This window comes from Janibacter sp. YB324 (assembly GCF_014217915.1).
GTDB lineage: Bacteria > Actinomycetota > Actinomycetes > Actinomycetales > Dermatophilaceae > Janibacter > Janibacter indicus.
Genome location: NZ_CP060120.1, coordinates 2,207,923 through 2,227,074, shown reverse-complemented (window position 1 = coordinate 2,227,074; position 19,152 = coordinate 2,207,923). Strand labels below are relative to the sequence as shown.

The 19,152-nt window shown below is 72.1% G+C and carries 24 protein-coding genes, 1 tRNA gene and 1 pseudogene; 14 read left to right on the top strand and 12 right to left on the bottom strand.

The genetic code is table 11. From position 1 onward, the window contains the following. Window positions 1-5 precede the first annotated feature (5 nt). The 4 genes and pseudogenes from H7A72_RS10865 to H7A72_RS10850 form a co-directional block, all read right to left on the bottom strand. Window positions 6-1,544, bottom strand: coding sequence for an FAD-dependent oxidoreductase (locus tag H7A72_RS10865; protein WP_185220520.1), 1,539 nt, complete (start codon window positions 1,542-1,544; stop codon window positions 6-8). Continuing rightward, entirely contained in the window at window positions 1,541-3,751 is a 2,211-nt protein-coding gene (locus H7A72_RS10860; protein WP_185220519.1) for a molybdopterin oxidoreductase family protein, read from the bottom strand. The genes H7A72_RS10865 and H7A72_RS10860 overlap by 4 nt, the downstream gene beginning before the upstream one ends. Beyond that, window positions 3,751-5,101: pseudogene (locus tag H7A72_RS10855) on the bottom strand (MFS transporter). Before H7A72_RS10855 ends, H7A72_RS10860 begins: the two are co-directional and overlap by 1 nt. Before the next feature lie 101 nt (window positions 5,102-5,202). Beyond that, window positions 5,203-6,525: a nicotinate phosphoribosyltransferase gene (locus tag H7A72_RS10850; protein ID WP_072625095.1), complete on the bottom strand. Its 1,323-nt coding sequence runs from the start codon at window positions 6,523-6,525 to the stop codon at window positions 5,203-5,205. 15 nt (window positions 6,526-6,540) lie between these two features. Between H7A72_RS10850 and clpS the strand changes: the two genes are divergently transcribed. From clpS to H7A72_RS10795, 11 genes are all read left to right on the top strand, one after another. Next, window positions 6,541-6,831: an ATP-dependent Clp protease adapter ClpS gene (gene clpS, locus H7A72_RS10845; RefSeq protein ID WP_072625094.1), complete on the top strand. Its 291-nt coding sequence runs from the start codon at window positions 6,541-6,543 to the stop codon at window positions 6,829-6,831. Next, window positions 6,831-7,469, top strand: coding sequence for a DUF2017 family protein (locus H7A72_RS10840; protein ID WP_185220518.1), 639 nt, complete (start codon window positions 6,831-6,833; stop codon window positions 7,467-7,469). The genes clpS and H7A72_RS10840 overlap by 1 nt, the downstream gene beginning before the upstream one ends. Further along, window positions 7,466-8,287, top strand: a complete 822-nt coding sequence (gene murI / locus H7A72_RS10835; protein ID WP_185220517.1) for a glutamate racemase — start codon at window positions 7,466-7,468, stop codon at window positions 8,285-8,287. Before H7A72_RS10840 ends, murI begins: the two co-directional genes overlap by 4 nt. Continuing rightward, complete coding sequence (locus H7A72_RS10830; protein WP_185220516.1) at window positions 8,284-9,051, top strand: MBL fold metallo-hydrolase; 768 nt, start codon at window positions 8,284-8,286, stop codon at window positions 9,049-9,051. The genes murI and H7A72_RS10830 overlap by 4 nt, the downstream gene beginning before the upstream one ends. Continuing rightward, complete coding sequence (locus H7A72_RS10825; protein WP_185220515.1) at window positions 9,048-9,662, top strand: class I SAM-dependent methyltransferase; 615 nt, start codon at window positions 9,048-9,050, stop codon at window positions 9,660-9,662. The genes H7A72_RS10830 and H7A72_RS10825 overlap by 4 nt, the downstream gene beginning before the upstream one ends. Further along, entirely contained in the window at window positions 9,659-9,871 is a 213-nt protein-coding gene (locus tag H7A72_RS10820; protein ID WP_084452226.1) for a hypothetical protein, read from the top strand. The genes H7A72_RS10825 and H7A72_RS10820 overlap by 4 nt, the downstream gene beginning before the upstream one ends. Then, a complete protein-coding gene (locus H7A72_RS10815; RefSeq protein WP_084452228.1) occupies window positions 9,871-10,392 on the top strand; it encodes a hypothetical protein in 522 nt (173 codons plus the stop codon). Before H7A72_RS10820 ends, H7A72_RS10815 begins: the two co-directional genes overlap by 1 nt. A 76-nt stretch (window positions 10,393-10,468) precedes the next feature. Continuing rightward, on the top strand, window positions 10,469-11,503 hold the full coding sequence (locus H7A72_RS10810; protein ID WP_084452230.1) for a S66 peptidase family protein: 1,035 nt from the start codon (window positions 10,469-10,471) through the stop codon (window positions 11,501-11,503). 25 nt (window positions 11,504-11,528) lie between these two features. Next, window positions 11,529-11,798 carry an Arc family DNA-binding protein gene (locus H7A72_RS17195; protein WP_200811237.1) on the top strand — a complete coding sequence of 90 codons (270 nt, stop codon included), beginning with the start codon at window positions 11,529-11,531 and terminating at the stop codon, window positions 11,796-11,798. Beyond that, complete coding sequence (locus H7A72_RS10800) at window positions 11,795-12,226, top strand: type II toxin-antitoxin system VapC family toxin (RefSeq protein WP_084452232.1); 432 nt, start codon at window positions 11,795-11,797, stop codon at window positions 12,224-12,226. The genes H7A72_RS17195 and H7A72_RS10800 overlap by 4 nt, the downstream gene beginning before the upstream one ends. Further along, the gene (locus H7A72_RS10795; protein ID WP_084452235.1) at window positions 12,223-12,699 is read left to right on the top strand and encodes a GNAT family N-acetyltransferase; all 477 of its coding nucleotides are present in this window, start codon (window positions 12,223-12,225) and stop codon (window positions 12,697-12,699) included. The genes H7A72_RS10800 and H7A72_RS10795 overlap by 4 nt, the downstream gene beginning before the upstream one ends. 6 nt (window positions 12,700-12,705) lie before the next feature. Here H7A72_RS10795 and H7A72_RS10790 read toward each other — a convergent pair whose 3' ends face one another. Beyond that, the gene (locus H7A72_RS10790) at window positions 12,706-13,563 is read right to left on the bottom strand and encodes an alpha/beta fold hydrolase (protein WP_185220514.1); all 858 of its coding nucleotides are present in this window, start codon (window positions 13,561-13,563) and stop codon (window positions 12,706-12,708) included. A 43-nt stretch (window positions 13,564-13,606) separates the two neighbouring features. Here H7A72_RS10790 and rph point away from each other — a divergent pair, with 43 nt between their 5' ends. After that, a complete protein-coding gene (gene rph, locus H7A72_RS10785; RefSeq protein ID WP_084452237.1) occupies window positions 13,607-14,362 on the top strand; it encodes a ribonuclease PH in 756 nt (251 codons plus the stop codon). Beyond that, window positions 14,359-14,991, top strand: a complete 633-nt coding sequence (rdgB, locus tag H7A72_RS10780) for an RdgB/HAM1 family non-canonical purine NTP pyrophosphatase (protein ID WP_084452239.1) — start codon at window positions 14,359-14,361, stop codon at window positions 14,989-14,991. The genes rph and rdgB overlap by 4 nt, the downstream gene beginning before the upstream one ends. A gap of 105 nt (window positions 14,992-15,096) precedes the next feature. Here rdgB and H7A72_RS10775 read toward each other — a convergent pair whose 3' ends face one another. From H7A72_RS10775 to H7A72_RS17190, 3 genes are all read right to left on the bottom strand, one after another. Further along, complete coding sequence (locus tag H7A72_RS10775; protein ID WP_143445591.1) at window positions 15,097-15,396, bottom strand: hypothetical protein; 300 nt, start codon at window positions 15,394-15,396, stop codon at window positions 15,097-15,099. A 26-nt stretch (window positions 15,397-15,422) separates the two neighbouring features. After that, window positions 15,423-15,504: transfer RNA gene (locus H7A72_RS10770), tRNA-Leu, on the bottom strand. Between the two features lie 13 nt (window positions 15,505-15,517). Then, complete coding sequence (locus H7A72_RS17190; protein WP_205703062.1) at window positions 15,518-15,691, bottom strand: HNH endonuclease signature motif containing protein; 174 nt, start codon at window positions 15,689-15,691, stop codon at window positions 15,518-15,520. A 315-nt stretch (window positions 15,692-16,006) separates the two neighbouring features. On the opposite strand from H7A72_RS17190, the gene H7A72_RS10760 reads away from it, so the two are divergent. Further along, window positions 16,007-16,501, top strand: a complete 495-nt coding sequence (locus tag H7A72_RS10760) for an OsmC family protein (RefSeq protein ID WP_185220513.1) — start codon at window positions 16,007-16,009, stop codon at window positions 16,499-16,501. A 103-nt stretch (window positions 16,502-16,604) separates the two neighbouring features. On the opposite strand, the gene H7A72_RS10755 is transcribed toward H7A72_RS10760, so the two are convergent. Genes H7A72_RS10755 through H7A72_RS10740 form a run of 4 tightly spaced genes read right to left on the bottom strand, consistent with a single transcriptional unit; the run spans window position 16,605 to window position 19,105 of the window. Beyond that, the gene (locus tag H7A72_RS10755; protein ID WP_084452243.1) at window positions 16,605-17,363 is read right to left on the bottom strand and encodes an energy-coupling factor ABC transporter ATP-binding protein; all 759 of its coding nucleotides are present in this window, start codon (window positions 17,361-17,363) and stop codon (window positions 16,605-16,607) included. Continuing rightward, window positions 17,360-18,121 (bottom strand): cobalt ECF transporter T component CbiQ, encoded by a 762-nt coding sequence (gene cbiQ, locus H7A72_RS10750; RefSeq protein ID WP_084452245.1) that lies wholly within the window; start codon window positions 18,119-18,121, stop codon window positions 17,360-17,362. The genes H7A72_RS10755 and cbiQ overlap by 4 nt, the downstream gene beginning before the upstream one ends. A 1-nt stretch (window position 18,122) precedes the next feature. Then, on the bottom strand, window positions 18,123-18,422 hold the full coding sequence (locus H7A72_RS10745; protein WP_143445592.1) for a PDGLE domain-containing protein: 300 nt from the start codon (window positions 18,420-18,422) through the stop codon (window positions 18,123-18,125). Beyond that, a complete protein-coding gene (locus H7A72_RS10740) occupies window positions 18,419-19,105 on the bottom strand; it encodes an energy-coupling factor ABC transporter permease (protein WP_185220512.1) in 687 nt (228 codons plus the stop codon). The genes H7A72_RS10745 and H7A72_RS10740 overlap by 4 nt, the downstream gene beginning before the upstream one ends. Window positions 19,106-19,152 lie beyond the last annotated feature (47 nt).

Below are 19,152 nucleotides of genomic sequence, written 5' to 3'. Positions count from 1 at the left end.
TCAACTTAGGAAGCCCTCGTTTCGGCTCGGTCTTGGTCGTGTTTCCCCGGTGTGAACCCGTCCTCACCAGGCGTGGTCGGGGGCTGTGAGGGGCCTGCGTCGGCGCCGAGCCAGTCGAGGATCCCGCACACGGCGTCGGTGCAGCCGCCGCAGCCGGTCGTCGCCCGCGTGCTCGCGGCCACCTGCTCCAGCGTCGTTGCGCCGGAGGCGAACTCGGTGCGGATGTCCCCCTTCGTCACGCCGTTGCAGCGGCAGATCGTTGCCCGGTCCGGGATGAGCGAAGGGGAGTCCCGTCGCGTCGTCGTGGCCGCAGGCGCGACCGCCGGCAGCAGCAGGTGCGCCGGGTCGGCCGGCAGGGGCGTGCGGCGGGTGTAGGTGGTGATCAGGTCGGTGCCGACGCGACCCGCGCCGACGGTCGTGGCGCCCAGGAGCAGGCCGTCGCGCACGACGATCTCGAGGTGCCGGCCGGCAGAGGGGTCGCTGAGCCGCACCACGCGCAGTCCGGGGTCGTCGGCCCGGCCGCTGCCGCACACGCCCATCGTCACGATGTCGACGCCGTGGGTCTTGGGCTTGACGACGTCGCCGACGCCGGTGGTCACGGTCTCGGGGTCGCGGCCGGTGAGCAGGTCGGCGAGACGGCGGGCCTGCTCCCACCCCTGGGCGACGAGACCACTGGCGCCACCGGGAGGCTGGGCGCAATCACCGATGGCGTGCACGTGCGGGTCGCTCGTCGTCAGGTCGGCGTCGACGAGGACGCCGCGGTCGACGTCGATCCCGGCCGCCTCGGCCAGCTGGGTGCTGGGCACGGTGCCGGTCGACAGCACGAGCAGGTCGGCGGCGAGCACCTCGCCGTTCGTCAGGTGCACCCGTCGCAGCCGGCCCTCCTCGACGACGATCTCCTGCGCCCCGACGCCGACCCGCTGGTCGACACCGTTCCGGCGCAGGGTCGACTCGACGACCCGGCTGGCGGCCTCGTCGAGCTGGCGCTCCATGAGGGCAGGGGAGGGGTGGACGACGGTGACGGCGAGGTCGCGTCGGGCGAGCCCGCTCGCGGCCTCGAGGCCGAGCACGCCGCCGCCGAGGACGATGGCGCGGCGGGCGTTGAGGGTCGCCGCGATGATCTCGCGGGCGTCGTCGATGGAGCGCAGCACGTGCACCCCGGTCGGCAGGTCACCCGGACCGGGACCGTTACCGAGACCCGGGACCCTCGGGACCCGGGCGGCCGCCCCGGTGGCGATGACGAGCTCGTCGTAGGGGACCCGCGTGTCGTCGGCGAGCAGGACGTCGCGGCGCTCGCGGTCGATCGCCCGCACCGCGACGCCGCGCTGCACCGTGACGCGCGGGTGGTCGGGCGCGGGGAGGGCGATCGCCGAGAGCCCGCGCGTGCCCGCGACGACGTCGCTGAGCAGCACCCGGTTGTAGGGCTCGCAGGCCTCGTCGCCGAGCACCGTGACGAGGTGTTCGCCGGCGTGGTCGGCGGCCGTGAGGTCCTCGACGAATCGGGACCCGACCATCCCGTAGCCGATGACGACGATGTGGCTCATGCGCTGACCTCCAGCGGCTCGGGGACGTGATCGGCCGTGCTGGCGGCGACGTCGACGGCGCACACCTTGAACTCCGGCATCGACGAGATCGGGTCGACCGCGTCGTTGGTCGCCCGGTTGACGCTCCCGGCACCGGCGAAGTGGAAGGGCATGAAGACCGTGTCCGGCCGGACCCGGTCGGTGATCCGCGCGGGCGCGCTGACCGTGGCCCGCGCGGTGCGCAGGTCGAGCTGGTCGCCCTCCTCGATGCCCAGGCGGTGGGCGAGGAGTGGATGCACCTCGACGAAGGGGGTCGGTTGCGCCGCGAGGAGCGCTGCCACCCGGCGGGTCTGTGCCCCCGACTGGTAGTGCTCGAGGACGCGCCCGGTGATGAGGAAGAGCGGGGCATCGCGCCGCAGGTCCTCGGCCGGTCCGACGTGGTCGACGGGCACGAGCCGGGCACGGCCGTCGGGCGTGGGGAAGTCTTCGAGGAAGGCGCGCGGGGTGCCCGGGTGCGGGGCCTCCCCTTCGCCGCTGGCCGGGCAGGGCCAGTGCAGGTCGCTCTCGCGGTCGAGGCGGGCGTGGCTCAGCCCGGAGTAGTCGGCGCGGCCGCCGACGCTCGCCCTGGCCAGCTCGTCGAAGACCTCTGACGGGACCGTCGACCACGTGCCCGGGGCATCGAGGCGAGCGGCGAGCTGCGACCACACCCACAGCTCCGAGACGACTCCCTCGGGCGGATCGATCGCCTTGCGGCGACGGATGATCCGGCCCTCGAGGTTGGTCATCGTGCCCTCCTCCTCGGCCCACTGCGTGACCGGCAGGACGATGTCGGCGAGGGCCACGGTCTCGGAGGGGACGACGTCGCAGACGACGAGCAGGTCGAGTGCGCGCAGTCGATCGGCGACGGCATCGGCGCGGGGTGCGCTCACGACGGGGTTGGCCCCATGGACGAGAAGTGCCCGGGGTCCGCCGGGGGTGCCGAGGGAGCGCAGCAGCTCGACGGCCGGCAGGCCCGGGCCGGGCAGGTCGTCGGCGTCGACGCCCCAGACCGCGGCGACGTGCTCGCGGGCGGCCGGGTCGGCGATCATCCGGTAGCCGGGCAGCTGGTCCGCCTTCTGCCCGTGCTCGCGCCCACCCTGGCCGTTGCCCTGACCCGTGAGGGCGCCGTAGCCGCTCCCTTCGCGTCCGACGAGGCCGAGCGCGAGGGCGAGGTTGATCGCGGCGGTGACCGTCGCGGTGCCCTGGGTGGACTGCTCGACGCCGCGCCCGGTGAGGACGTGGACGCCCGCGCCTCCCCGTGCGGGGCTGGCCGCCGCGAGCAGCCGAGCGGTCGCCCGCAGGTCGTCAGCGGGCACCCCGCAGACCTGCTCGGCCCGCTCGGGCCACCACGCGGCGACGGAGCGGGCGACGTCGTCGAGCCCGCTCGTCCGCTCGGCGAGGTAGGCCTCGTCGGCGAGCGACTCGGCCAGGACGACGTGCAGCAGCGCCTGGAGCACGACGAGGTCGGTCCCGGGGACGGGCTGCAGGTGGACGCCCTGCCCGTCGTCGGTGAGGTCGGCCGTGGCCGAGCGGCGCGGGTCGACGACGACGAGCCCACCGGCCGCGCGAGCTCCCGCCAGGTGCCCGACGAAGGGAGGCATCGTCTCGGCGACATTGCTGCCGAGCAGCAGGATCGCGCCGGAGGTGTCGAGGTCGGTGACGGGGAAGGGCAGGCCCCGGTCCATCCCGAGCGACCGGTTGGCGGCGGCCGCGGCGGAGGCCATGCAGAAGCGGCCGTTGTAGTCGATGTGCTTGGTGCGCAACGCGATCCGGGCGAACTTGCCGAGCTGGTAGGCCTTCTCGTTCGTCAGCCCACCACCGCCGAAGACGGCCACCGCGTCGGGCCCGTGCTCGTCCGCGATCGCCCGGAGCCGGTCGGCGAGGAGGCCGAGCACCTCGTCCCAGCCCGTCGGGTGCAGCTCCCCGTCGGCGCCGCGCACCAGGGGAGTGGTGAGCCGGTCGGGGGCGCGCAGCACCTCGGCCGAGGTCCACCCCTTGCGGCACATGCCGCCCCGGTTGGTCGGGAAGTCGCGGCCCTCCACCTCAATTCGCTGGTCTGGGTCCCACGTTCCGCGTGGGCGGTGGGAGGCCGTCCGCGGCCGACCCTCGAGATCTGCCGTCCCGAGACCCACCGGCTCCATCGTCATCGCGCACTGCAGCGCGCAGTAGGGGCAGTGGCTGTCGACCATCAGATGCCCTCGCCGGCCAGACGCGAGCCGCGGCGGACGTAGACCGCCCAGGTGAGCGCGGCCATGAGGACGTAGGCCGCGATGAAGACCCCGATCGCGGGAACGAGGGAGCCGAAGCTCGTCGTCGACATCGCGAAGCCGCGCGGCACGAGGAAGCCGCCGACGGCACCCACGGCGCCGGCGATCCCGATGCAGCCGGCGGCACTGCGGCGTGCGATGGCGAGCTCCTCGCCGTCACGCACCCCGGCCCGGAAGACGGCCGGGATCATCCGATAGGTCGCGCCGTTGCCGATGCCGGCCCCGGTGAAGAGCACGAGGAAGGCGAGGAGGAAGAGGACGAAGGAGTGCGCGGAGAGGGCGAGGATCGCCAGCCCCGCGGCGAGCCCCATGACGACGAAGGCCGCGATGGTCACCCGCGCGCCGCCCAGCCGGTCGGCGATGGTCCCGCCGAGCGGTCGGCTCGCGGCGCCGAGGACCGCGCCGACGAAGGCGATCGACGTCGTCACCTTCGGGGAACTGGCTCGTAAGCAGCGTCGGGAAGGCCGCCGAGTAGCCGATGAAGGAGCCGAAGGTGCCGATGTAGAGGAAGGAGATGATCCAGGTGTGGGGGTGGGTGGCGGCCTTCGCCCAGCTGCGGTGGTCGGACCGCGCGGTGCTGAGGTTGTCCATGCCGCGCCAGGCGCCGAGCGCGGCGAGCAGCACGAGCGGCACGAAGAGCAGGCCGGCCCGCTCGATCCCGGCGCCGATCGCGATGACGGCGGGGACGACGAGCTGCACGATGCCGGTGCCGAGGTTGCCGCCGGCTGCGTTGAGCCCCAGCGCCTTCCCCTTTTCCGCCTCGGGGAAGAAGAAGGAGATGTTGGTCATCGACGACGCGAAGTTGCCCCCGCCGAAGCCGGCGAGTGCGGCGATGCCGAGGAGCAGCGCGAAGGGGGTCTCCGGCCGGCCCACGACCCAGGCCAGGGCGAGGGTGGGCAGCAGGAGCAGCAGCGCCGAGATGATCGTCCAGTTGCGCCCGCCGACCAGCGGGACCATGAAGGTGTAGGGGACGCGCAGGAAGGCACCGACGAGGCTCGGCACCGCGATGAGCCAGAACTGCTGGTCCAGGGTGAGCGCGAAGCCGACGCCGTTCAGCTGCGGGACGACGACGCTCCACAGCGCCCACACGCAGAAGCCGAGGAACTCGGCGAGCACCGACCAGCCCAGGTTGTGGCGGGCGACCGCCCGGCCGCCGCCCTCCCAGAAGGCCGTGTCCTCCGGGTCCCAGTGGTCGATCCAGCGTCCGGCCCGACGGACGGGACCGGCGGGGGTGGTGGCGTCAGCGGTGCTGGTGGGCAGCGTCGTGGTCATGCCGGGAGGCTTGCAAGACCGTGTTTCGCGCCCGGTCTGAGTACGTAAAGGCCGCGTTACCCTGCCCGCACATCCGGGAGCGGGGCGCTGTGAGGGACGTCCTAGGGGGTGTCGGTGAGGAAGACCGTCTCGACCGCGGGCTGGCCCTGGCTCAGCTGGTGCGCCGAGCGCGGCAGCTCGGCCACGGACGCCTCGTGCCGGGCGCGGGCGGCCTCGAGGCTCGCGTGCTCGCGCCCGACGACCTCGCCGCCCTCGACGAGCCGCACGAGCAGGTCGCGGTCGTCGGCGTCGCCGACGGGCTGCTCGCCGATGCCGAGCACCTCGGCCTCGACGACACCCAGCGGGTTGCGTCGACGCAATGCGTACTTGCGCCCGCCAACCGACTGCTTGTCCTTGCTCTTCTTGGCGACGCCGATCATCCGCCCTTCGTCGTCCTCGCGGGCGACGAGCTTGTAGACCATCGACGCGGTCGGGTGGCCCGACCCGGTGACCACCCGGGTGCCGACGCCATAGGTGTCGACGGGGGCGGCCGCGAGGGCCGCGATGGCGTACTCGTCGAGGTCGGAGGTGACGACGATCTGGGTCTCGGTCGCGCCCAGCGCGTCGAGCTGCTCTCGGACCTCGCTCGCCTGGACCACGAGGTCACCCGAGTCGAGACGCACGCCACCGAGCGAGGTGCCGGCGACCTCGACAGCCGTCCTCACCCCTTCGGTCACGTCGTAGGTGTCCACGAGCAGGGTGGTGTCGGCTCCCAGGGACGCCACCTGCGCCTCGAAGGCCTCGCGCTCGCTCTCGTGCAGCAGGGTGAAGGCGTGGGCCGCGGTGCCACCGGTCGGCACGCCGTGCCGCCGACCGGCCTCGAGGTTGGACGTGGACGAGAACCCGGCGATGTAGGCCGCCCGCGCCGCCGCGACCGCCGCCTCGTCGTGGGTGCGGCGGCTGCCCATCTCGATGACCGGCCGCGACCCGGCGGCACCGGTCATCCGCGACGCGGCAGAGGCCACGGCGGAGTCGTGGTTGAGGATCGACAGGATCACCGTCTCGAGGATCACGCCGTGCGCGAAGTCGGACTCGACGACGAGCACGGGGGAGTAGGGGAAGTAGGTCTCGCCCTCGGCATAGCCCCAGATGTCGCCGTCGAAGCGGTAGTCGGCGAGGAACCCGAGGGTGTCCTCGTCGACGACCCGGCGCTCGCGCAGGTCGCGCAGCTCCTCGGGGCCGAAGCGGAAGTCCTCGATGGCGTCGAGCACCCGACCGGTGCCGGCGAGGACGCCGTAGCGGCGCCCGCTCGGCAGCCGCCGCGCGAAGGTCTCGAAGACGCACCGACGCGAGGCCGCGCCGCTGCGCAGGGCGGCCTGGAGCATCGTCAGCTCGTAGTGATCGGTGAGCAGGGCGGTGCTGGGTCGGATCGTCACGCCGGCCACTCTAGGGTGGAGGGCGTGTCCATCGCCCCAGCCGAGCAGCAGACGTCCGAGCCCGACGTCGTCGAGGCCGTCGACACCCCGTGGATCACGCTGGTGTGGAACGACCCGGTCAACCTCATGTCCTACGTCACCTGGGTCTTCCAGACGCACTTCGGCTACCCGAAGCAGCAGGCGGAGAAGCTCATGATGGACGTGCACCTCAAGGGCCGCGCCGTCGTGGCTCACGGCCCCAAGGAGCAGATGGAAGCCGACACGGAGGCGCTGCAGGGCTACGGCCTGTGGGCGACCTTCCAGAAGGACGCCTGATGGCCCACGCCTTTGCCGCGGACGGGGAAGACCTCGTCGCGATCATGGACGACAACGAGCGGGCCGTCGTGGCCGGCCTGTGCCTGCAGGTCATGGACCTCGTCGCCCCCGCCTCCGTGACGAAGGGGGAGCACGCCGACCCCTTCGAGGCGATCGTCGCCGGGCTGGGTGACCTGTCGACGGACACCGAGCACGGGGCTGCGGGCGTCGAGGTCCCGGACCGGGCCTTCGGCCTCGGCGAGGACCGCGACCCGGCGCTCGACCGGCTCTTCCCCACGGGCAACCGGGAGGACGAGCAGGAGGCCGCGGAGTTCCGTCGCTTCACCGAGCAGGGGCTGCGCCAGCGCAAGCACGACGGCCTCGCGACCACGGTGCGCACCCTCGAGTCGGTCGACGAGGACCGGTGGGTCGTCACCCGCGCGCAGGCGCCGCAGGTGCTCGTCGCCCTCACCGACGTGCGCCTCGTCATGGGCGAGCGGCTCGGGCTGCGCACCGACGAGGACGCGACCCGGCTCGAGGAGCTCATCGAGACGCTCGACGCCGACGACCCGGCGGTCTTCGCCCTCGGCGTCTACGACTTCCTCACGTGGCTGCAGGAGTCGCTGACCCGCGCGCTCACCGGCGAGGACGAGGAGTGAGCGGGCCGGCCACGGCCGCCCAGCCCATCGGCATCTTCGACTCCGGCTTCGGCGGGCTGACGGTCGCGCGCGCCGTCATCGACCAGCTGCCGCACGAGTCGGTCGCCTATCTCGGTGACACGGCGCGAGCGCCCTATGGCCCCAGGCCGATCGCGCAGACCCGTGAGTACGCGCTCGAGTGCCTCGACCGGCTCGTCGAGCACGGCGTCAAGGTCCTCGTCATCGCGTGCAACACCGCCAGCGCCGCCGTCCTGCACGACGCCCGCGAGCGGTACGACGTGCCGGTCATCGAGGTGATCCGACCGGCGGTGCGCCGCGCGGCGCTCGCGACCCGCAACCACCGCATCGGGGTCATCTCGACCGAGGGCACGCACCGCTCCCGCGCCTACCTCGACGCATTCGCCGCCGCGCCGACCGCACAGGTCGTCTCCCAGCCCTGCCCGCGCTTCGTCGAGCTCGTGGAGGCCGGGACGACGTCCGGGCCGGAAGTGCTGGAGGTGGCACGCGGCTACCTCGCCCCCCTTCGTGAGGCGGAGGTGGACACGCTCGTCCTCGGCTGCACGCACTACCCGCTGCTCACCGGTGCCTTGTCCTATGTCATGGGCGAGGGTGTCACCCTCGTCTCATCGGCCGAGGAAACGGCCAAGGACGTCTACCGTGTCCTTGCGGACCACGACCTGCTGCGTCCCGAGTCGCTGCCGGCTCCGGGGCACGGCTTCACCACCACGGGAGACCCGGATCGCTTCCGGTCGCTGGCCCGCCGCTTCCTCGGCCCCGAGGTGGCGGACGTCTTCGGCAACATGGGGGAAGAGTCGTGAGGCTCACCGTCGTCGGGTGCTCCGGGTCCTTCGCGGGCCCCGAGTCGCCGGCTTCCTGCTATCTCGTGACGGCCGAGCACGAGGGGCGCACCTGGCGCATCGTGCTCGACCTCGGCAACGGCGCGCTCGGCGCCCTGCAGCGGCACGCCGACCCCGCCGACCTCGACGCCGTCGTGCTCAGCCACCTGCACCCCGACCACTGCATCGACCTCACCGGCATGTACGTCACCCGCACCTACCGGCCCGAGGGTGCGCTCACCGAGCGCCTGCCGGTCTACGGCCCCGCAGGCGCGGCCGAGCGCCTCGCCGCGGCCTACGAGGGCATCGACGAGGCCGGCATGACCGGGGTCTTGGACTTCCGTCGCATCTCCACGAGCGTGCCGACGCACATCGGACCCTTCGTCGTGCGGCCCTTCCTCGTGAACCACCCGGTCGAGGCGTACGGCTTCCGCGTCGAGGCGGACGGCAGGGTGCTCGCCTACAGCGGTGACACCGACTCGTGCGACGCGCTGTCGCCGCTCTTCGCCGACGCCGACCTCGTGCTCGTCGACTCGGCCTTCGTCGAGGGGCGCGACGAGGTGCGCGGCATCCACCTCACGGGACGACGGGCCGCCGAGGCCGCCGTCGCCGCCGGTGGCGTCCAGCGCCTCATGCTCACGCACATCCCCGCGTGGAACGACCCGCAGGCCTGTCGCGCCGAGGCCGCACAGGTGTGGCCCGGTGAGGTCGAGCTCGCCCGGCCGGACGCCACCTACGAGGTGTGAGCCTCCCGCCGCTGGAGATCAGCGACCTCATCACACCCGGCCCGGCCCGGCGGTCCGAGGCGGCTGCGCGGCTGCGTGCCTCGGGGCAGGAGCGGGCAGCGCGGCTCGTCGAGCGACTGCCGGCCACGGACGACGTCCTCGACGCCGGGCACGTCGAGGCGCTCATGCGGCGCGTGCACGCCGAGCTGCAGCGGTTCGGTGAGGAGATGGAGATGCCGCACCGGATCAGCGAGGAGCTCGGCCGCCTGCGAGGACGGACGGGTCGCCCCCTTCGCCGTGTCGTGGACTTGGGCTGCGGCAGCGGTTACGTCCTGCGCTGGCTCAGCCACGACCCGATCCTCGCCGGGGTCGAGCTCGTCGGCGTCGACCACGACCCCGGGCTCATGGCCTGGGCCGGTGAGCTGGCGCGTGCCGACGGCTGCCGGGCGCGGTTCGTCGTCGGCGACGCCTTCGAACCCGGGCTCGCGATCGACGACCCGGAGGCGACCGTCGTCATCTCGTCCGGCGTGCTCCACCACATCCCGGCCACCCACCTGCCGGGATTCTTCGCCCCCACCACGAGGCCGGTGTCGCGGCCTTCGCCCACGACGACCCGGAGCCAGGGCCGGTGACGCGCCTGGGCGCCTGGGTCTTCCACCGGGCACGGATGCGCGTGGCCCTGTCCCGGCACGACGGCAACCTCTCCGCTCGGCGCGCGCACCCCGCGGCCGTCCTCCTGGCCGCCGTCGCCGAGGGCGCGCCAGGTTACGCCGCCCAGTGCATGGCCGGTCAGAGCGTGCGGCACGTCGTGCGACCGGTCATCGGGACGAAGGGGGCCTGATGGGCTGGGTGGTCCTGCTCGGGGTCGTCGTTGCGTTCGACGGTGCCTTCAGCGGGTACCGCGCGGCGCAGGGCCGCACCGGTCGGTTGCCGTCGTGGCGGCGGGACCTGGCAGCCAACGCTCTCGGACTGGCTGTGGCTGTCGCCCTCCTCGTGGTGCCCGTGGTCGTCGGTGCCGTGGTGACGACCGGACCCGAGCGCGAGGCGATCGCCCGTGCGGGAGTGCTGTGGTCGGCCTGGCTCAGCCTGCCGACCCTGCTGGCGGTGCTCGTGCTCGTCACCCTCGGCTGGCGCTGGCGTTACCTCGCGATGGCACTCGTGCTCGGACCGATGACCTGGCTGCGGCCGGTGGCCGCCCTCGCGACGGGCGCGGCTGGTGCCCTGGCCGCGCCCGGGCCGATCGCCGCAACCGCGGTCCTGCTCGCCATGGTGACGGTGCTGCTCGTCGAGCCGGTCGCGGGGCGTGTCGTCGCGCGTCGTACTGCAGTTCACCTCAGTACCGGTGAGGCGTCAGCGGCCTGACGGGTTCGGACGCCGAACTGCAGTACGACACGCGGTGCCGTTCGACGCAGTGCCCTGCGGCTGCTTGGCTGGACCCATGGACGCGCGACTGCCCGCCCCCCTTCGCCCCGGTGACACGATCGCCGTGACTGCACCGAGCTCGGGCGTGGGTCCCGCGCTCTGGCCGCGCCTCGATGTGGCGATCGCCCACCTGCGGCGGCGTGGCTTCGAGGTCATCGAGGGGGTCTGCCTGCGCGATGCCGACGACCACCACGTGAGCGCCTCCAAGGAGGCCCGGGCCGACGAGCTCATGGCCCTGCTCGTGGATCCCGACATCGCCGCCGTCATCCCGCCGTGGGGTGGTGAGACCGGCATCGACGTCCTGCCCTACCTCGATCTCGACCTCCTCGCCGAGTGCGAACCGTGCTGGTACGTCGGCTTCTCCGACACTACGACGACGATGCTGCCGCTGACCCTGCGCTCGGGGTGGGCGACCCTCCACGGGATGAACCTCATGGACTCGCCATACGCGCCGGCGACCGGTCACCTGCACTGGCTCGACGTCGCCGCGAGTGAAGGGGGAGCGCTCACCCAGTCCGCGGCCAGCCACAGGCGGGCGAACGGTTGGGACGACTACGTCGGGGACCCCGGCGTCGACGAGATGACGCTCACCGAGCCGACGGCGTGGTCCCTGCTCGAGGGGGAGTCGGCGAGCTTCGCTGGGCCGCTCGTCGGCGGGTGCATCGAGGTGCTCTCGCCGCTGGCGGGGACTCCCTTCGGCGACGTGCGCGGCTGGGCTCAGGAGCAGGACAAGGCGCCGATCGTCCTTCTCGAGGCGGCGGAGGGGAATGCCTTCGAGGTGGCGCGGTGCCTCCACGGGATGCGGCTGGCGGGGTGGTTCGACCGCTGTGCGGGCGTGCTCGTCGGACGGACCTCGGCGCCGGACGCCGAGACCCTGACCCAGCACGACGCCGTCCGTGACGCCCTCGGCGAGCTGGACGTCCCGGTCGTGGTCGACGTGGACTTCGGGCACCAGCAGCCGATGATGCCGCTCGTCCTCGGTGCCACTGCGGAGGTGGAGGTCGGCGTCGGCGTCCAGCGGATCACGCAGGACCTGACCCGCGGACGGTGACTGCTAGCATTGCCATCAGGGAGTGATGGCAATGGCAGCGATTACGGTACGCAATCTGGACGACGAGGTACGAGACGAGCTCCGCCTGCGTGCGGCGAGCCACGGCCACTCGATGGAGGCCGAGGTCCGGTCGATCCTGACCGCGGCAGTCAGTCAGAGACGGCATCGGCCCAACGCGCTCATGGATCTCTACTGGGCCGGGCGGGGTGGAGTCGAGGCCGAGGCGGAGTTCGTGGAGCCACGGGGGGAGGCGGAGCAGCCTCGAGTCGACTTCAGCGGAGCCGAGTTCGGATGATCGCGGTCGACACCAACGTCGTGTCGGAGCTGATGAAGGTCCAGCCCGACCCTGAGGTGATCACCTGGGCCGGTGAGGTGGACCCCGCCGATCTGGCCGTGCCCGCCATCGTGGCAGCTGAGTTGCTGCGCGGACTCGATCGACTCCCGGACGGGGCCCGGCGGGATCGTCTCGAGCGAGCTCTCGATGCCTTCTTCGGGCGTCTCGGCGATGATCGCGTCCTGCCCCTGGATGCTCGCGGGGCTGCGGAGTACGCACACGTCAAGACGGCACGGGACCGTGTTGGCATGCCGATGGGCCCCATGGATGCACTCGTCGCGGCGACGTGCCGCTCGTACGGGGCAGTCCTGGCTACGCGCAACACCAAGGACTTCGTCGGCGTGGGTGTCGAGCTCGTGGATCCCTGGTCTGGCGAGGTGCAGGGATGAACGATGTCGTCGCACTCACCGAGTCAGACGCAGGTGAGCTGCTCACGCTGCAGCGCGGCGCGTACGTCACCGAGGCGCAGGCGCACGACGACCCGCGGCTGCCACCTCTCGTCGAGACGCTCGACGACCTCCGGTCGGCGCTGACCGACCCGGCCGTGACGACCCTCGGGATCCGCGACACCACCGCCCGACTCGTGGCATCGGTCCGGTTGACGCTGCGGACGGGGGAGGGCTGGGCGGAGCTGGGCAGGCTCATGGTGGCGCCCGACCTCCAGGGGCGCGGCCTGGGCGGGCGGCTGCTGGACGTGGTCGACGATCACCTGCCGGCGAGAGTTGTCGGGGTGCGCCTCTTCACCGGCGAGCGGAGCCCGGCCAACCTTCGGCTGTACGCCCGCCACGGGTACGAGGAGACGGGGCGGGAGCAGACACCCGCCGGCTACGCCGTGGTGCACCTCGTCAAGCGGCTGCGCTGATCCCCTTCAGGCAGAAGGGCGTCGCTCACTGACACGGTCCAGCGCCCAGGTGGCGATGCGCTCACCGATGATCTCGGGGGAGCGGGCGAAGGAGTAGTGGTCGACCGGCTTGCCCAGGTCGTCGGGCTGCTTGGCGAAGGCGCAGCGGTCGACGTCCGCGCCGGCGAACATCGCGACCAGTCCGTCGACGGCCGAAGGGGGAGCGAGGGTGTCGTTGTCGAGGTCGACCACGAGCAGCGGCAGGTCGCGATGCGCCAGCCCCGGCGCGATGTCGCGACCGCCGGGGGCGAGCCGGCCGGTCCGGCCGAAGGCCGCCCACTCGACCATGAGGGTCTTCGACTGCGTGCCACCGAAGCCGAAGCGCGTGCCCGGCCAGTAGCCCAGCGCCCGGCTGACGAGGCCGATGAACTGGGTCTGGACCAGCGTCTTGATCCCCTGCTGGTCACGCCAGTAGGGCGTACCCGAGCCGATGAGGACGACGGCGTCGACGTCGGCCTCGTCCGCGGAGAGGTGGGCCGCGAGCACGTGCCCACCGAGGGAGTGGCCGATGGCGACGACCGGGCCGGGATGCTCCCTTCGCAGCTCGTGGACCACGGCGGGCAGCCACGCGTGTGCCAGCGCGTCGTACCCGAGGTCCCGGCCCCGGCCGGATCGCGGGCGTGACTCGCCCTGACCCGGGTAGTCGGCCACGGCGGCGCTGACACCGGCCCGGGCCAGCTCGTCGACGAAGGGCCCGTAGTACCCCGCCGGCACGCCCATCGCGGGCAGCAGCAGCGCGACCGGGGCGTCGTCGCCCGCGGCGCGGGTGCCGTGCAGGACGGTGGTCCCGCCGCCGGGCAGGGTGATCTCGCGGTGCTTCTCCACGGCAGTGAGCGTAAGGGGTCGGCCGATCGTTAGCCTTGAGGACATGTCTGACACCCCCCGCCACGACGGACGCACCCCCGAGCAGCTGCGCGAGGTGCGCATCACCCGCAACTGGCTCGACCACGCCGAGGGCTCGGTGCTCGTCGAGTTCGGCCGGACGCGCGTCCTCGTCGCCGCCTCCTTCGAGGCCGGTGTGCCGCGCTGGCTCAAGGGGCAGGGCACCGGCTGGGTCACCGCCGAGTACGAGATGCTCCCGCGCAGCACCAACACCCGCAGCGGCCGCGAGTCGCGCAAGGGCAAGGTCGGCGGCCGCACCCACGAGATCTCCCGGCTCATCGGCCGCAGCCTGCGCGCCGTCATCGACACCAAGGCGTTGGGGGAGAACACGATCGTCCTCGACTGCGACGTCCTCCAGGCCGACGGCGGCACCCGCACGGCCGCGATCACCGGCGCGTACGTCGCGCTCGCCGACGCCATCGCGGACGCCCGGACCCGCGGCCTGATCGCGGCCAAGGCCGAGCCGCTCACCGGCTCCATCGCCGCCGTCTCGGTCGGCGTCGTCGACGGCCGCGCCGTCTGCGACCTCGACTACCCGGAGGACTCGACCGCCGAGACGGACATGAATGTCGTCATGACCGGCACCGGCGAGTTCGTCGAGGTGCAGGGCACGGCGGAAGGCGCCCCCTTCGACCGGGCGCTCCTCGGCGAGCTGCTCGACCTCGCGACCACCGGCTGCGCCGAGCTCACCACGCGGCAGCAGGCGGCCCTGGCCGAGACCCCGCGCGAGCGCGTGCAGTGACCCGGAGTGTCGTGCTCGCGACGCACAACGAGCACAAGGTCCACGAGTTGCAGCAGATCCTCGGCGGTGCCGATCTCGACCTCGAGATCGTGTCGATGGCCGCCTTCCCGGAGGTCGGGGAGATCGCGGAGACCGAGGTGACCTTCGTCGGCAATGCCCGGCTCAAGGCGGAGCACGTGGCGCAGCGGACCTCCCTTCCCGCGCTCGCGGACGACTCCGGCCTGGCCGTCGAGGTTCTCGGTGGCAGTCCCGGCATCTTCTCCGCGCGGTGGTCGGGTCTGCACGAGGGTGCGGACCTGTCGCGGGCCGACAAGGACCGTCGCAATCTGCAGCTCCTGCTCGACCAGCTCGCGGACGTGCCCGACGAGCACCGTCGGGCGGCCTTCCGTTGCGCGGCGGTCCTCGCGATCCCCGGCGGCACCACCGTGACGAGCGAAGGGGAGGTCCCCGGCGTCGTCGTGCGGGAGCCGGTGGGGGACAACGGGTTTGGTTACGACCCGATCTTCGTCCCCGACGGAGACACCCGCACCCTGGCGCAGTACACCGACGTGGAAAAGAACGCGATCAGCCACCGCGGCCGCGCCTTCCGTGCCATGGTCCCGCTGCTGCGCGAGCAGCTCGCTCCCTGAGGAGGCCGCCCGCGGCCGAGCCTCGAAACCTGCCCGGACCCGCGTCCTGCCTCAAGCGCGGCCGAGGGCCGATCTGGGAGCGTGCCCACGCAAGGACCTGACCATTCAGAGGGGGTCGGTGAACGAGACAGGCGTGTCGGTGGCGTGAGCGTAGGCAATCTCTGAACGAGTGGACTCACCGATGTACCCGCCCGGGTTGACCACGAGCACCCTGTCGGCAAGGTCGATCTTCCGCAGGTGGAGTGCGTCCAGCATGGCCTTCTGGTCGCTCGTGACCTCCCCGTCTATCTCGGCGGGCATGAGGGCGATCAGTCCCGAGACGGTCAGGTCCCGGTGGGCCCTACGCAGGTCATCTGCGAACCGCATCGAACCGCAGATGCACACGATCTCCGGTTGCTCTGACACGGTCCAGTCCTCCGCTCAAATTCTTGTGCCGAAGGCGGGACTTGAACCCGCACGCCCGTGGACACGGCATCCTAAGTGCCGCGCGTCTGCCAATTCCGCCACTTCGGCTCGGTCGTGCAGTCTAGGCGCTGGTGTAGCGACCCGTCTGTCGGCCGGCGAACGTTTCGGTTGTGGAATGGCAGTTCGGACATAGGTAGCGAACGTTCTCAGGCACGTTGTTCGTCATGTCGCCGTCGATGTGATCAACATGCAACGAGATGGCGTGGCCTTGCCAGTTTCCATCGCACCCGCACATCTCGCACTCGTATGGCCGACCGATCTCGTTGAGCGCACGTCGGAGTTGCTCAGGCGTGGTCCGGTTTGCGTCGCGAGGCTTCCGGACGAGGATCTGTGCCGCCGTCAGTGGAGGTCTCGTGGGAGGCCGACCACGTTGCGTGAAGTGAGACGTGTCCACTTCGAGCTTCTTCAGCATGCGACCTATGTGCGCCTGGGTGCCTCCGGCTTGTCTCAACCCCAGGTATCTGAGAATCCCCGCGACCGAAGTCGAGTTGGCAGCAGCCTCTTCCAGCAGTTCCTTTGTGTACTTCCTCCCCATGAATGAACTCTAGAGTTGACCACCGACAACGATTCTCGCTCAGGGAGGTGCCCGGTCAGAGACCACTCCTTCACCACGACCCTCGCGTGGTCGGGCTCGACGGGCGTCGGCTACGACGACTACTCCCGCGAGCACGAGCTGACGATGGCGTCGACGGCGACGCGGGCGAGCAGCGACGTCGCCTTCCGGGGCGATGCATCCCTGCCCAACCCCGAGCAGCTCCTCGTCGCGGCGGCGAGCAGCTGCCAGATGCTCTCCTTCCTCGCCGTCGCCGCGCGGGCCCGCCTCGACGTCGTCGACTACCGGGACGAGGCCGTGGGGGAGATGCCCGAGAGTGAGCGGCCGATGTGGGTGACCCGGATCGTCCTGCGCCCGCACATCACCCTCGGCAGCCCGGCCCCTCGCGCCAAGGTCGAGCGGCTCGTCGAGGTCGCCCACCGGGAGTGCTTCATCGCGCAGAGCCTGCGCAGCGAGATCGTCCTCGAGCCGACCTTCGTCGGGCTCGCCTGATCCCGAGCGATCGGGAGCCGGACCGGCATCAGGTGGTCACCTCGTGCACCATGCCCGTTGGCATGCCGCACCAAGCGACCACCTGACCGGGTCGAGCCGGCCGTCAGCCGCGCTTTCGCCCCGGCACCGACCGCGGGTCGAAGCCGTAGGGCAGCTCCAGCCGATGGGCCGCCATGAGCTCGCCGTCCGAGAGCACCTCGCGCGTCGCGGCGTCGGCGACCATCCTCCCTTCGGAGAGCACGACCGAGCGCTCGCACAGCTGGAGGGCGTACGGCAGGTCGTGCGTCACCATGAGCACCGTGATGTCGAGGCCGTCGACGATCTCGGCGAGCTCGCGACGCGAGGCCGGGTCGAGGTTGCTGCTCGGCTCGTCGAGCACGAGGATCTCCGGTCGCATCGCGAGCACGGTCGCGACCGCGACGCGCCGCTTCTGCCCGAAGGACAGGTGGTGCGGGGGACGGTCGGCGACGTCGAGCATGCCGACGGCCGTGAGGGCCTCCTCGACCCGGGCGTCGACCTCGTCCGCAGAGAGCCCGAGGTTGCGCGGGCCGAAGGCCACGTCCTGCGCCACGGTCGTCAGGAAGAGCTGGTCGTCGGGGTCCTGGAAGACCACCCCGACCCGGCGTCGTACCTCGAGCAGGTGATCGCGCTCGACGGGCAGCCCAGAGACGGAGACCGAGCCGCTGGACGGGGTGAGGATCCCGTTGAGGTGGAGCACGAGCGTCGTCTTGCCGGCGCCGTTGGGTCCGAGCAGGGCGACCCGCTCACCGGGGTGGATGTGCAGGTCGACCCCGTCGAGCGCCCGGTGCCCGTCGGGGTAGAGGTGGCGCAGGCCGCGCAGGTCGATGACCGGGATGCTCATGCGCCCAGCCTCGCAAACGCGAGCACGATCGCCGCGCCGAGGGGCAGCAGCATCGCCACTGCCCACGTGGCGCCGGGCACGGGTGTCCGCTCGACGTGGGTCCGCCCGTCGAACCCGCGCGCGAGCATCGCGAGGTGCACCCGCTCGCCCCGCTCATAGCTGCGGACGAAGAGCGAGCCCGCGGTGCTCGCGAGCGCCGGCCACGCCCGAAGCCCGCGACCGCTGAAGCCCCGCGACTCCCGGGCCACCCGCATCGCCCGCAGCTGCCCGGTGACGATGTCGGCGTAGCGAACCATGAAGCCGAGGATGAGCACGAGCTGACCGGGCAGCCGCAGCCGTGCCAGCCCCGTGACGATGTCGGCCGGCTCGGTCGTCGCGGCGAGCAGCAGCGAGGCGCCGACGCCGAGCGTGCCCTTGGCCAAGAGGTTCCACGCGCCCCACAGCCCCGCCTCCGACAGCGACAGCGGCCCGACGTCGACCCGCGGCCCCGTCGCGACGAACGGCATGAGCAGCGCGAAGACGACGAAGGGCACCTCGACGAGCAGTCGCGGGGCCAGGTGCCGCAGCGGGACCCGGCTGGCGAGGACGGCACCCAGCAGGAGCAGTGCCTGCACCCCCAGGGCCCAGACCGCCTCTCGGGGGGTGAGCACGACCGCGACGACATAGGCGAGGGTCGCGACGATCTTGACGTGCGCCGGCAGCGCGTGCAGCCGCGTGCGCCCGTGGGTGGTCAGCGCGTGGCCGTGCGGTCCGCCCACGTCAGTCGCGGCGGCGGACCAGCCGCAGCACGAGCCACATGACGGCGCCGGTGAGCGCGACGCCCACGATGCCCGCGACCGGACCCGACAGGGCGCCGCCCACCCCCTTCGTCTCGTAGTCGGCGAAGGGGGAGCCGGCCGCGCCGTGGTCACCGGCGGCGTCGGCGAAACCAAGGGTCTCGGCGACGTGCTCGAGGCCGTCGGGGTGCCCGGAGGCCCAGGTGCTCACCACGGCAGCGAGGAGCAGGCAGACCACGAGACCGCCGACGACGAGGGTGCGGGTCGAGATGCACGATCTCATCGGACGACCACCGCCTCGACGTCCGCGCCACCCCGGGTCAGGTGCTCGGCGCCGCGCACGAGATCGGGTCGCACCCCCACGACGGCCGAGACGACGAGGCCGGTGATGACCGCCTCCCCGATGCCGATGAGCAGGTGCCAGCTCACCATGGCGGTGAGGAGGGCGCCTCCGTCGACGGGCGCGGTGCCGCCGACCATGAAGAGCCCGGCGAAGACGACCGCGGCGCAGGGCACGGACGCAAAGGCGCCGATCGCGGCGGCCACGGGGATGCTGGCCGGCCGCGCCGGCAGGAGGCGTCGCGCGAGGACGAAGACGACCCAGCCGACCCACACGCCGACGAGCGCCATGAGTGTGACGTTGGTTCCGAGGGCGGTGAGGCCGCCGTCAGCGAAGACGAGCGCCTGGACGAGCAGGACGACGGTGATGCACAGGGTGGCGGTCCACGGTCCCACGAGGACTGCCGCGAGTGCACCGCCGAAGAGGTGGCCGGAGGTGCCGCCGGCGACGGGGAAATTCAGCATCTGGGCGGCGAAGACGAAGGTGGCGACGAGACCGGCGAGCGGGGCCACCCGGTCGTCGAGATCGCTCGGGGTTCGTCGCAGCGCTAGGGCCACCCCCGCGATCGCCACACCCCCCGTGGCGAGGGAGGTCGGAGCATCGAGGAAAGCATCGGGCACGTGCATAGGTCACTCCTACGTGACTCTGCCCCTGGGAGGATAGGTTGGGGAGA